The following is a 12,367-nucleotide window of genomic DNA, read 5'->3' on the forward strand; positions in this document are numbered from 1 at the left end:
GGGCTCAGCCTCCTCTGGTGGAGGTCACCGCCGGTCTCCACAAGGCGGCCGCCAGGGCAAGGGCCAGACAGCAGGCTATGGAGGCGACCACCGCCGGCCAGGAGACCGAAATGGCCACATTGTCGCCAATCTGAGCGCCGAGCGAGCGGGCGGACCCGGCGATGGCGATCAGGCCGGCGGCGCCTCCGAGCAGTGAGCCGATGGCGACGACCAGAACCGTTTCCAAGGTGACGGCACCGAGCACCTGACCGCGTGAGGCGCCCGCGAGCCGCAGCACCCGATGGTCTGCTCCTCGGCGGCGAGCCGTCATCAGCAGGGTGTTGGCCACCGCGAGGGCACCGGCCCCGGCGGAGACAGCGAGCAGCAACATGGTGAACACACGGATGAGCCTGTCGTCCTCGGCGTCGGCTTGACGGGCGAGCTCACCCGGACTGGCCGCCTTGGCCCCGGCCGGGACGGGCCCCGGTGGCACCGGATAGGCGCCGGGAGCCAACGCCGAAGGATCGTGTTTCCGCACGGTGTCCCGGCTCAGGACGAGGTCAGCGGTGAGCGGGCCCGGCGGTGCTGTTCCGGCCACGCGTAGCGTCTCGCGCTCACCGTCGGCGAACGTGAGCGACACGGAAGACCCGTAGCGGCCGGCGGCCTCCGCGGACACCAGCGCGGTGCCCTCGGCGACCGTATCGGCCCCGCTCACCGCCACTGCCTTCTTCTGCTGGAGGTAGACCGTCGTGTCCAGCGGGGCTCGAGCCGCAGTGCTGTCCGGTAGGCCGGGAGTTCCGTCCGGCACAAGCACGGTGTCGGTGGCCACGGTATTGGCCCGGCGGGTTTCCCAAGCCGCGGTGGACGTCTGGACCGTGCCCGTGACGAAGACGGCGAACGCCACGGTGAACAAGACGGGCGCGGCGGTGGAAGCGGTCCGGCGTACGGCCACGCGGGCGCTTTCTCTGGCGAGCACGGCCGTGATCCCGGTCCACGGACCGAGGAGGAGGCGGATCAGCGCGGGGACGACCGCCGGTGCGAGCAGCGCCGCCGCCGCGACCAGAGCCATGGCACCGAGCAGCGCGTACGTGCCCACGTCCTGCATGCCATCGGCGCTTGCGGCAGCGATTCCCGCTCCCACCGCGGCGGCGGCCGCGGTCAGCCCGGTGATCCATCGGCCGCGGCCCATCGCCCGGGGCTCCACCGCCGCCACCCGCAGGGCCTCGATCGGGCTGATCCGGGCCGCCCGCCGCGCGGCCATGGCCGCACCCGTCAGGGAGATCAGTGGCCCTGCGGCCAATGCCGCCGCCAGCACCCACGGTTGCCAGCGCACGGCGTACCCGTGTGGCTCGAGCCCCGCGCTCACCAGGAACCTGGCCAGAACGATCGAGGCGAGCCCACCGAGAAGGACGCCGACCGGCGCGGCGCGGACGCCCAACAGGAGCGCCGACCGGTGCAGCATCGATCGGACCTGGCGCGGGGTCGCGCCGACCGCGCGGAGCAGGCCGATCTCGCGGCGGCGCTGATCGACCGCGTACGCCGAGGTCGACGCTATGAGAAAGACGCAGGCGAACCCGGCCAGCGCGGTGGTCGCGGTCAGAACCTGCATGCCTATCCACCGGGTGCGGGCGTCGGAACGCGGCTCGGCGATGCCCCGAGCGTCACCGGTCGACACGACACCCGCCGTGCCGACCACGGCTCGTACGGCCTCGGCCGAGGCGGCGCCGGACACCCCGATGGCCCGCACGCCGGGACCCAGTCGAGACGCGTCCTGCTCGGAGAAATAGACGCCACGCCAGCTGGTATGGCCGCTGACCCGCAAGGTCTGCGGCCCGGTGGCGGTCAGCACGGTGAGCGGGTCGCCGACAGCAACATCGAGCGCCTTGTCGGCGATCACTTCTCCCGGCTTCGGCGGGCTCTTGCCGAGCCACGCGTGTCCGGCCGTGCTGTCGGCGACCGGCCGGCCGTCGAGCACCGGCTGGGCATAGAAGCGGCGGTCGACGGCCACCTCGTCGACGCCGGGCACGGAGCGGAGCCGCTCCACCAGGGACTGCGTGGTCGAGGCGGACCAGGGGACCGGTTCGGCGAACTCGTCGGGCCGGTTGTCGGCCGCTGGGCTGGTGACCAGCACGGCGTAGCCGGCCAGGCGATCGGGAACCCGTGGCTGCCCTGACGTCAGCAGCAGCAGGAACGTGGTGACGATCGTCGTGCCGAGCAGGACCGCGAGGAAAGTGCCCCTCCGATCGCCGCCCAGGCCGACGGAGGAGCCGCCTGACCGGCCCCGGCGGGCTGGGGCGCGGGTCACCACGACCGCTCCATCGCGGTCATGCGGTCGGCGACAGTGGCCGCGTCGGCTCCGGTCAGATCGTCGGTCACCCGGCCGTCGACCAGGAGCACGACACGATCGGCGACCGCGGCGGCCACCGGGTCGTGGGTGACGAGCACGATCGTGCGCTGATGCTCGTCGACCATGCGTCTCATCAAGGTCAGGATCTGGTGGGAGGTCGCCTTGTCGAGGGCGCCGGTCGGCTCGTCGGCGAACACGACGGCCGGCTGGGCGAACAGCGCCCGGGCGATGGCGACCCGCTGCTGCTGGCCACCCGACAGCTCGCTGGGACGATGCTCCGCCCGGTCGGCCAGGCCGACCCCGTCCAGCGCCGCTCTCACCGCGGCGGCATTGACCCGGCGGCCCGCCAGTCGCACCGGGAGCGCGACGTTCTGAGCGGCGGTCAGTGAGGAGACGAGGTTGAAGTCTTGGAAGACGAAGCCGACGCGGTCGCGGCGGAACCGGGTGAGCGCGTTGCCGCCGAGCTCGCCCAGCACCGTGCCGTCGATGGTGACCGTGCCCGACGTGGACTGCTCGAGGCCGGCGGCGCAATGCAGCAGAGTGGACTTGCCGGACCCGGAGGGGCCCATGATGGCGGTGAAAGTAGATCTCTCGAACCCGACCGTCACGCCGTCGAGCGCCGTCACGGTCCCCGCCGTGGCCTCATAAGTCTTGCGTAGCTCGCGCAGGAAGACTGTCATGCGATGACGATCGGGGACCGGGGCGGCGTTGTCGTCAGACCGAGGTCTGTCAACCCGTGGTCTGACGCCAGCGGCGTCAGCGGTCGATAATGTCGGTCGCGTGATTCTTCGCCGATTGATGGATGTCGCGCTCGCAGCAGCCGCCTGGCTGATCTGCTTGTACGCGGCCGCCGAGGACGGCAGCTACCACGAGCCGCCCTGGCTGACCTTTCTCACCGCGACCCTGCTCAGCGTTCCGCTGCTGGTCAACCAGCGCTGGCCGGTCGGCGGCACGCTCGTCGTGGGCGTGGCCGCGGGCGGCGCGCTGGCGTTCGGCATCGTTCCTGATTTCGCCTCCACCGGCCCTCTGTTCGCCATGGCCGTCATGCTTTTCGCCCTCGGTGTGTATGTCGGGGGCCGCCGGAGCATCATCACCGCGTCGGTGGCGACCGCGGTCCTGCTGATCGGCACGGTGGTGGCCGACATCTCGGCGGACGGGCCGGGCCTGGCCGGGACGGCGTTCGCGGCGCTGATCTGTGCGGCGAGCTGGGCGCTCGGCTGGACGCTGCGTGAGCGTCGCCGCCAGGCGGAGCTGGCCGTGGCGCGAGCGACCGAGCGGGCGGTCTCCGCGGAACGGCTGCGCATCGCGCGCGAGATGCACGACATCGTCGGACACAGCTTGAGCCTCATCGCGGTCAAGGCGTCCATCGCCAACCACGTGGCCCAGCAGCGGCCCGAGGAGCTGCCGGCGGCACTGGCGGTGATCGAGGCGACCAGCAAGCAGGCCCTCGAGGAGCTCCGCCGGTCGGTCGGCGAGTTGCGGACCGAGCCCGAGTTCGCCGCGCCTCCCGTGCTCGGTGACCTGTCTCATCTGGCCGACAGGGCCGCTTCGGCCGGGGTGGTAGTCAGTTTGGCCGTGCGGGGTGGAGAGGACGCGCCGGAGGGTGTGGTGCTTGCCGCCTATCGGATCGTGCAGGAGTCACTCACGAACGTCGTGAAGCATGCAGCTCCGGCGAAGTGCCGGGTGGACGTTGCCGGGTCCGATGGCCAGCTTCGGATCGAGGTGGCCGATGACGGCACTCGGCGGCCCGCACCGGCCGGGGACGGGATGGGGTTGGCCGGCATGCGCGAGCGGGTTGCCGCGTACGGAGGCAGCTTCACCGCTGGCCCGCGCAAAGCCGGCGGCTTCGAGGTGGTCGCCACTCTTCGGTACGGAGGTTCACGGTGAACGCCGAGGAACTCGACGGCGACGCCGTCACAGCGGTGCGGGTGTTGATCGCCGACGATCAGGAACTCTTGCGGGCGAGCTTTCGGCTGCTGATCGAGCTGACGCCCGGGCTGGAGGTGGTGGGGGAGGCCGGCAACGGTGCGGAAGCGGTGGAACTGGCTCGGCGGGAGCAACCCGACGTCGTATTGATGGACATTCGGATGCCGGAGGTCGACGGCATTCAGGCCACCCGGATGATCAGCGGCGATCCGCGGACGCCGCGCACTCGGGTGCTGATACTGACGACGTTCGACTTCGATGTGTACGTCTTCACGGCTCTCCGGGCGGGGGCGAGTGGGTTCCTGCTCAAGGATGTGGCGCCGAACGACCTGATCGCCGCGATCCGTGCGGTGGCGGCGGGGGACGCGCTGCCCGCTTCGGCGATCACGCGCAGCTTGATCGCGCGGTACGCGGCCGGGGGTCCTGGAGTCGAGCCCGACCAGCCGGTTGCCGGGCTTGACCATGTCACCGATCGGGAGCGTGACGTGCTGTTGTTGATCGCGGGTGGCATGTCCAACGCCGAGATCGCTGACCGCCTTCGGCTCGGTGCGGCCACGGTGAAGACACACATCACCCGGCTACTGGCGAAGCTGCATGCGCGGGACCGTGCCCAGTTGGTCATCGCGGCTTATGAGTCGGGGCTGGTGGTTGCCTCTCGACACCGCGAGGGGAGGCCGGCGGCCGGTGTGCTGGACGAATGACGCGGGCCGCGACCACCCGCGTCGGCGAGATTGTCGCGGCCCTGACGGTGCTGCCTGGCCCCTACTTGACGGCGGGGGCGCTGTTCGGCGAGTCGGCGGGTGAGGAGGCGACGCGGTCGTGGCTCAGTGAGGAGCGAGCGGTCTCGCGAGTGACCAGGACGGAGATGACAGTGAGGACGGAGGCGATCGTCATGTAGACGGCCACGGCGGTGGTGTTCGGGTTGTCGGTGTCGCCGAGCAGGCGTACGGCGATGATCGGGGCCAGCGCGCCGGCGAAGATCGAGGCGAGCTGATAGCCGACCGAGGCGCCCGTGTAGCGGACCGACGTGCCGAAGAGCTCCGAGAAGAACGCGGCCTGCGGCGCGTACATCAGGGCGTGCAGCACCAGCCCGACGACCACCGCGAGCGTGATCAGACCTTCGGAGCGGCTGCCGACCAGGTCGAAGAAGAAGAACGACCACACCGCGACGCCGACCGCGCCCACGAGGTAGAGCGGGCGCCGGCCTACCCGGTCGGAGAACGCGCCGATCACGGGGATCACCACGAACTGCACGACCGAGCCGATCAGGAGGGCGCTCAGGATCATGTCCCGGTCCGACTTCTCGCCGGCGTACGTCGTGAGGAAGGTGATGGAGATGACCGTGAACAGGTAATAGGAGATGTTCTCGGCCAGGCGCATGCCCATCGCGACCAGCACCTCGCGCGGGTAGCGGCGCACCACCTCGATCAGCGGCTGGTGCCGCTCGGTGAGGCGCTCGCGAGCCGATTGGAACAGCGGCGACTCCTCGACGGACAACCGCACCCAGAGACCGACCAGAACCAGCACGGCACTGAGGAGGAACGGAATGCGCCAGCCCCAAGCGTTGAACGCCTCATCGGACTGCACCGCGGCGAGCACCCAGAGCACGCCCGTGGCCAGCATGTTGCCGAGGGCCACGCCTGCCTGCGGCCAGGACGTCCACAGACCGCGGCGCCTGTCGTCGCCGTGCTCGGCGGCCATCAGCACCGCGCCGCCCCACTCACCCCCGACCGCGAAACCCTGCGCGAGACGACATACGAGCAGCAGTATGGGGGCGGCCACGCCGATCGTGGCGTACGTCGGCAACAAGCCGATCGCGATCGTCGCTAAGCCCATCGTCATCAGGGAGACGACCAGCATCTTCTTGCGGCCCACCCGGTCACCGAAATGGCCGAAGACGATGCCGCCTAGCGGGCGGGCGACGAAACCGAGCGCGTATGTGCCGAACGCGAGGAGTGTCGCGGTGGCCGGATCGGAGGAAGGGAAGAACAGCGTGCCGAAGACCAGGGCGGCGGCGGAGCCGTACAGGAAGAAGTCGTACCACTCCACGGCGGTGCCGACCAGGCTGGCGAAGACCACCTTCACCAAAGGCGTTCGAGGGGCGGTGAGCGTCGGCATGAGGGCCACTCCTGACTGTGATCGGGGCCACATCGTCAGGTGACGATATGCCGCGGACCGGTCGGGATCCCATGGCTGCGGCACCCATAGCCTTCGGGGCCGCTGTGGTGCCGTCCTACATGCTCAGCCGGTGCAGGCGGAGGGCCAGGCGCAGGTCGAGGGAACGGTCCGGCTCCTGCCAGCCGGCGCCGAGCAGCTGCGTGACGCGGTCGAGTCTCTGACTGACGGTGTTCACGTGGACGTGCAGTTCCTCGGCGGCGCGGGCCAGGCCGCCGCCGGCTGCGAAGTAGGCCTCCAGGGTCTGCATCAGCGCCGTGCCGCGCTTGTCGTCGTAGGCGATCACCGGGCCGAGGGTGCTCGTCACGAAGCCTTGGACGTCCTGTCTCTGGCCCTCGCCGAGCAGCAGGCCGACGTAGCCGAGTTCGGCGGCGCTCGCGCCCGCGCCGGTGCGGCCGAGCGCGGCCAGCGCGCGGGCGCATCGCTCGGCTTCGCGGTGAGCCGACGCGACGGTGACGGGCTCGGCGTCAGCGCCAGCGATGCCAGAGCCAGCACGGCCGGCGCCGTGGTCGGCGGTGGTGGGGCCGGGGGCACGTAGGGTGACTGGGCCGGCGGCTACTGGGCCGGCGGCGCCGGCGGTTACTGGGCGGCCGAGTTCGCGGTGGGCTTCCTTGGCCACTGTTCGTGCGGCGTGGGCGGGGTCGGTGCCGGGGAGCAGCAATGTTGTTCGGCCCTCGCGGGTCATGGACAGGCCGCCGCGGGCCGCGGCGAACGAGCGGGACCAGGAGGTGATCTGGGTGCCATCGGCTACGACGACTACGTGGGGAGCGTCCAAGTTCACGCCCAGGCGGGCGGCCCGTGAGTGCAGGGCGGCCGGGTCGCGGGAGGGATGGCTGATGAGGTCGTCCAGCAGTTCGTCGCGGACCTGGGCCTCGGCCTCGGCGACCGTTCGGCGGAACAGGAGCAGCAGTGCGGTGATCTGTGCGGCGCGCTCCAAGGTTCGCTGGTCGGCCTCGGACAGGGGGTGTGCCGGCTGAAAGACCAAGGCGCCCAGGTCGTCGGTGCCGGCGACCACGGCTGCGACATACAGGGAGCCGCGCTGGACGCTTCGGCCCTCGGCGCGTGACGCCGCGACGGCCTCCGCCACCAGCGAGGGATCCAACGATCCCAGCGAGAGCGGCCCAGGGAGTTGCGGCGCAGGGAGTTGCGGCGCAGGAGAGGGCGGCACGACAGAAGGCCGCACGACGGAAGGGGCCACGACGGAAGGGGCCACGACGGAAGGGGCCACGACGGAAGGGGGCGCGACGGAAGGCGGCACGACGGAAGAGGGCACGACGGAAGAGGGCACGACGGAAGGCGGTGAGGAAGCGGGTGGTGTGAGAGGGCCGGCGGCGGCCAGGCGGCGGCCGGTCGCGTCGAAGACCAGGAGGGTGCCGTCCAGGACGTCTACCAAGTCGTGGGCTACGTCCTCTACGCCGCCGCCGCGGAGGACCAGGGTTGTCAGGCGGTCGTGGGCTGCGGCGGCTCGCTCTACCGCCTCGTTGGCGGTGGACAAGTCGGCCAAGGCGGTGCGGGTCTCCGTCAGGAGGCGGGCGGCGTCGATGGCTACCGCGGCGTGGGCGGCCAACGAGACCAGCAGGGCCACCTCCTCGCGGGCGAACGGGCGCTCGGTTCGGTTCGCGGCGAACAGGACGCCTATGACCTCGGCGCCCAGCTTCAGGGGTACGCCCAGGATGGCTACCAGGCCCTCGTCGCCTACGCCCTTGTCGATGTCGGAGGTGTGTTCGAAACGGGCGTCGCTCGCGTAGTTCGCCGTCACGTACGGGGTGCCTCGCAAGGCCACCAAACCGCCCAGGCCGGCGCCGGGGGCCAGGCGCAAGCTCTGGAAACTGGCGGCGACCGAGCCGTCGGTGATGCGCATGTACGTGTCGCCGCGGGTCGTGTCGTTCAGGGTCATGTACGAGACGTCGGCGTTCAGGAGGGTTCGTGCACGGTGGACGATCGCCCTCAGGACCGCGTCCAGGTCGCGCAGGCCGGCCAGGTCGCTCGCCGTGTCGTACAAGGCGGAAAGCTCCTCCTCGCGACGGCGGCGGCGCTCGAGCATCGCCCGTACACGAAGCGCTTGAAGTTTGGCCTGCTCCAAGTCGGCGATCTCCGACGCGGAGGCACCGGCGGCCCGCGCTGCGAGGATGGGCTGCTCGAACTCGGCGGGGGCGGCCTCCCGGGCCAGCAGGTCGAAGAAGTCCAGCATGCTCAGTGCGCGGTCCAGCCGCCGTCGAGCGGGATCGACGCGCCCGTGATCATGTCGGCGGCGGGGGTGCAGAGGAACGCCACCGTCTCCGCGACCTCGTCCGGCTCGACCAGCCTCTTGATCGCGGCGCGGTCGAGCATCACCTTGGCGATCACCTCGTCCTCCGCGATGCCGTGCTGTTCGGCCTGGTCGGCGATCTGCTTGTCGACCAGCGGGGTGCGGACGAAGGCCGGGTTCACACAATTCGACGTGACGCCGTGGGTGGCGCCCTCCAGCGCTACCGTCTTCGACAGGCCCTCCAGGGCGTGCTTCGCCGTGACGTACGCGGCCTTGAACGGCGACGCGATCAACCCGTGCACCGACGAGATGTTCACGACGCGGCCCCAACCCCGGTCGTACATGTGCGGCAGCACCCGCCTCACCAGCCGGAACGGCGCCTCCACCATCACCGTCTGCAGATACGCGAACCGCTCCGGCGGGAAATCGGGCAACGGCGCCACATGCTGCAGGCCCGCGTTGTTGACCAGCACGTCCACCTCCGCCCGCAGCCCGTCGACCACACCCGGCTCGGCCAGATCGACGGCTATGGGCTCCCCGTTGATCTCGGCCGCCACCTTCTCCGCGGCCACACGATCAAGATCGACGACCAGGACGTACGCCCCGGCGGACGCCAGACGAAGAGCGCAGGCCCGCCCGATCCCGCTGCCGCCACCGGTGACCATCGCGGTACGCCCTTGAAGGTCGAGCCCGACCACCCCAGTCGTCGTCATGGGTTCGAACCTACCCATCCCGCTCTCCCCGGCCCCATGGTCGATCCGCACATAGTCGGCAGCCTTTTTGTGGAGAGGAGGCACAGGTGGGCGACCCTTCTACGATGTCGCCGTGGGCGCTTCGCCGAACGTTCGCCCCGCCCGGCCCGGGGACGCGGCCCGGATGGCCCGTGTCAACGTCCGCTCCTGGCAGGAGACCTATCGCGGGCTCATGCCGGACGCAGCCCTCGACGACCCGGATCTGCCGGCCGCCCGGGAAGGATTCTGGACCGCCGCGCTCACCGACGAGCGCTTCCGGGGCAACCGCGTGGCCGTCGCCGAGTGTGACGGCCATCTGATCGGCATCGCCATGTCGGGGCCGCCGCTCGACCCCGACGCGACGTGGGAACAGCAGTTGTACGTGCTCTACGTGCTGGCCGACCACCACGGCACCGGCGCCGGCCGAGCGCTGCTGGACGCCGTCCTCGACCCGGCCGGGCCGGCCGCGCTCTGGGTGGCCGACCCCAATCCGCGCGCGCAGGCCTTCTACCGCAAGCACGGCTTCGCCGCCGACGGCGCGGCCCGGCGCGAGAGTGGCGTGCCCTCGATCCGGATGGTTCGGGCCAGGGGATCCGCCCCGTGACCGCGCGCCGGCCGGTCGGCGGGTCTAACGGCCCAGCGGGAAACCCGGATACATGTATCCGGGCGCCCAGAACGGCGGGTAGCCGTAATGGCCGTACACCTGCTCGTAGTAGTCGTGCTGGTCGACCAGGTCCGGGTCGTATCTCGGGGCGCCGGCTATCCGGTCGCGGTCCGAGGCCACCTCGACGGCCTCATCGGTGATCCGGCGGACCGCCTCCACCGGGACGAACGACGACGACGCGCCTATGCCCAGCACGCCGCCGTGCTCGACGCACAGGAAACGGACCGCGCCCGCCTCGATGTCCACCAGCAGGTCGGCCACCGTCCCCACCTGCTCGCCGTCACTGTCGACGACCTTGCGGCCCCGCACGTCCTGCGCGGGGTCGGCCACGGCTTGATCGCTCTCACTCAGCGGCGTCAGCGTGCCAACAGGTTCTCCCATCACTTTCCCTTACCCACTACCCTCGACGCCGCACACCTGCCACCGGAACCGACCCTGCCAGTACTGATCACCGCGCTCTGGGCGTGTCGTGGCGGTTCAGCACCCGCGAGTTCCGCCTCTACTTCGGGCCGCTGGCCGGGCTCGTCTGCGTGGCCGGGCTGATCTTCGGCCTGGTCGACGCGTTCAGCGCGGGCGGGGAAGAGGGCGGCGGCGTGCAGCAATGGGCCGACGGGTTCGGCCCCACCTCGGAGGTCGCCGCCTGGGTCGGCGCGACCTCCCTGCTCGGGCTCGGAGCGGCGGCCGCGCTGACCGTCCTCACACTGATCGTGGAGGGCGTTCTGCTGCTGCGGCGGCGGGGTTGACGGGCTGGCGAGCGGTGGCGGCCCAACTGGCGATCAGGTTGAGGGCGTCCTGGTGCGGTGAGTTCGGCTCGGCGCTGTAGGCGTTCAACTGCAAGCCCTGGTCGGCGGTCAACTGCATCGACTCGTACGACAGGTCGAGGTCACCCACCAGCGGATGGTGCAGCCGTTTGACGCCGGTGCGGTGCTGCCGCACGTCGTGCGCGGCCCACCAGGTGCGGAACTGGTCGCTGCGGGTGGAGAGCTCGCCGATCAGGTCGGTCAGGCCTTTGTCGTACGGGTTACGGCCGGCCTCGCCGCGCAGCAGAGCCACCACGTCCTCGGCCAGCTGTTCCCAGTCACGGTAGAACCGCCGCGCGGCCGGATCGAGGTAGATGAAGCGGGCCAGGTTGGGCGGCCCTTCGAAGACCGGCGCGAAGACGGCCCGCGCCAGGTCGTTGGCGCCCAGGATGTCCAGGCGGCCGTTACGGACGTACGCCGGAGCCCCGGTCATGGCATCTAAAAGCTGCTGAACCCCGGGGCGAAGCTGCCGTGTGGTGCGGCGCCGGGCCGGGCGGGCGCTCTTGTTGGCCTGCCGCGCGAGGTCGTAGAGGTGGTCGCGCTCGGCGTCGTCGAGGCGGAAGGCCCGCGCGAGGGACTCGAGGACGCTCTCGGACACGCCGGAGAGGTTGCCCCGCTCGAGCCGCGTGTAGTAGTCGACGCTGACCCCGGCGAGCATCGCGGCTTCCTCGCGGCGCAGCCCGGGCACCCGTCGGCTGGTCCCGTAGGACGGCAATCCGGCCTGCTCGGGCGTGATGCGGGCGCGGCGCGTGGTGAGGAAGTCCTTGATCTCACTGCGGTGGTCCATGCCCCGACGCTACGTCGCCCGGCGCGGCACTGGGAGGTTCTGACGCTACCTCCCTCGCCGGCCCGGGCGCCCCTAGCGTGTCGGTGTGCCGGCGTTGCTGTGGGGACTTCAGTTCGCGTTCTTGAACCCGGCGCTGGCGTTGCTGCTGGTCGCGGTCTTCGACGCGGGGCCGGGCGAGGTCGGCTGGGCCCTGGCCGTCTACAACGCGGGCGGATTCGCCGCGTCGCTGCTGGTGCCGGCGTACGCGGACCGGCGCCGCGACTACCTGCGCCCGATTCGCCGTCGTGGCCGGGGTCGGGCTTACCCTCTTCCAGGACCTGGTTCCCCGTCCGGGCCTGGCCACCGGGCTGTACGCCAACACGCGCCGGCTCGGCGCCATCGCGGCCGGCCCCCTCATCGGCCTCGGCGCCGTCCCACCGCTCGGCTACGGCGGCGTCTTCCTGGCCGGCGGCGTCATCATCGCCGTGGCCACGGCCGGGCTGCTGAGGGTGCCCGGCGCGGCGAGGGAGGTAATGCCAGTGACTCCCCGGCACACCTGATCCGGGGTTTGATCGAGGCGAGGAGGTTCGGGCATGACATGGAACGACGACGAGCTCGGCCGGATCGGCGGCGCCGAGGAACTTCAGGTCAGTTCGGTGCGGCCGGCGATCGTCGGCAGCGTGACCGGAGCCGGCACGCCGACTCTGCGGCTGCTACCACGGTAATCAGGG

The 12,367-nt window shown here is 71.0% G+C and carries 13 protein-coding genes; 6 read left to right on the forward strand and 7 right to left on the reverse strand.

The features are described 5' to 3' along the window. Positions 1–4: 4 nt before the first annotated feature. On the reverse strand, positions 5–2,284 hold the full coding sequence (locus ACQP2X_RS17060; RefSeq protein WP_498698087.1) for an ABC transporter permease: 2,280 nt from the start codon (positions 2,282–2,284) through the stop codon (positions 5–7). Further along, positions 2,281–3,006, reverse strand: a complete 726-nt coding sequence (locus ACQP2X_RS17065) for an ABC transporter ATP-binding protein (protein WP_498698089.1) — start codon at positions 3,004–3,006, stop codon at positions 2,281–2,283. The genes ACQP2X_RS17060 and ACQP2X_RS17065 overlap by 4 nt, the downstream gene beginning before the upstream one ends. A gap of 100 nt (positions 3,007–3,106) precedes the next feature. Between ACQP2X_RS17065 and ACQP2X_RS17070 the strand changes: the two genes are divergently transcribed. Further along, the gene (locus ACQP2X_RS17070) at positions 3,107–4,213 is read left to right on the forward strand and encodes a sensor histidine kinase (protein WP_498698091.1); all 1,107 of its coding nucleotides are present in this window, start codon (positions 3,107–3,109) and stop codon (positions 4,211–4,213) included. Then, entirely contained in the window at positions 4,210–4,953 is a 744-nt protein-coding gene (locus ACQP2X_RS17075; RefSeq protein ID WP_498698092.1) for a response regulator transcription factor, read from the forward strand. The genes ACQP2X_RS17070 and ACQP2X_RS17075 overlap by 4 nt, the downstream gene beginning before the upstream one ends. Before the next feature lie 61 nt (positions 4,954–5,014). On the opposite strand, the gene ACQP2X_RS17080 is transcribed toward ACQP2X_RS17075, so the two are convergent. The 3 genes from ACQP2X_RS17080 to ACQP2X_RS17090 all read right to left on the reverse strand — a co-directional run bounded on the left by ACQP2X_RS17080 (position 5,015) and on the right by ACQP2X_RS17090 (position 9,388). Further along, positions 5,015–6,370 (reverse strand): MFS transporter, encoded by a 1,356-nt coding sequence (locus tag ACQP2X_RS17080; protein WP_498698094.1) that lies wholly within the window; start codon positions 6,368–6,370, stop codon positions 5,015–5,017. Between the two features lie 115 nt (positions 6,371–6,485). Continuing rightward, positions 6,486–8,618, reverse strand: coding sequence for a helix-turn-helix domain-containing protein (locus ACQP2X_RS17085; protein ID WP_498698096.1), 2,133 nt, complete (start codon positions 8,616–8,618; stop codon positions 6,486–6,488). 2 nt (positions 8,619–8,620) lie between these two features. Beyond that, a complete protein-coding gene (locus ACQP2X_RS17090) occupies positions 8,621–9,388 on the reverse strand; it encodes a 3-hydroxybutyrate dehydrogenase (RefSeq protein WP_498698097.1) in 768 nt (255 codons plus the stop codon). 112 nt (positions 9,389–9,500) lie between these two features. On the opposite strand from ACQP2X_RS17090, the gene ACQP2X_RS17095 reads away from it, so the two are divergent. Next, positions 9,501–10,010, forward strand: coding sequence for a GNAT family N-acetyltransferase (locus ACQP2X_RS17095; protein ID WP_498698099.1), 510 nt, complete (start codon positions 9,501–9,503; stop codon positions 10,008–10,010). A gap of 24 nt (positions 10,011–10,034) precedes the next feature. Here ACQP2X_RS17095 and ACQP2X_RS17100 read toward each other — a convergent pair whose 3' ends face one another. Further along, positions 10,035–10,451, reverse strand: a complete 417-nt coding sequence (locus ACQP2X_RS17100; protein ID WP_498698101.1) for a PRC-barrel domain-containing protein — start codon at positions 10,449–10,451, stop codon at positions 10,035–10,037. Between the two features lie 83 nt (positions 10,452–10,534). On the opposite strand from ACQP2X_RS17100, the gene ACQP2X_RS17105 reads away from it, so the two are divergent. Next, positions 10,535–10,813: a hypothetical protein gene (locus tag ACQP2X_RS17105; RefSeq protein ID WP_498698103.1), complete on the forward strand. Its 279-nt coding sequence runs from the start codon at positions 10,535–10,537 to the stop codon at positions 10,811–10,813. On the opposite strand, the gene ACQP2X_RS17110 is transcribed toward ACQP2X_RS17105, so the two are convergent. Then, entirely contained in the window at positions 10,767–11,657 is an 891-nt protein-coding gene (locus ACQP2X_RS17110) for a helix-turn-helix transcriptional regulator (RefSeq protein WP_498698104.1), read from the reverse strand. The genes ACQP2X_RS17105 and ACQP2X_RS17110 overlap by 47 nt on opposite strands. A gap of 284 nt (positions 11,658–11,941) precedes the next feature. Here ACQP2X_RS17110 and ACQP2X_RS17115 point away from each other — a divergent pair, with 284 nt between their 5' ends. Together ACQP2X_RS17115 and ACQP2X_RS17120 are read left to right on the forward strand one after the other, a co-directional pair. Then, positions 11,942–12,196 (forward strand): hypothetical protein, encoded by a 255-nt coding sequence (locus tag ACQP2X_RS17115; protein WP_498698106.1) that lies wholly within the window; start codon positions 11,942–11,944, stop codon positions 12,194–12,196. 33 nt (positions 12,197–12,229) lie between these two features. Next, the gene (locus ACQP2X_RS17120) at positions 12,230–12,361 is read left to right on the forward strand and encodes a hypothetical protein (RefSeq protein WP_498698109.1); all 132 of its coding nucleotides are present in this window, start codon (positions 12,230–12,232) and stop codon (positions 12,359–12,361) included. The last annotated feature ends 6 nt before the right edge of the window (positions 12,362–12,367 follow it).

It is taken from the genome of Actinoplanes sp. CA-131856, assembly GCF_050956135.1.
Lineage (GTDB): Bacteria > Actinomycetota > Actinomycetes > Mycobacteriales > Micromonosporaceae > Actinoplanes.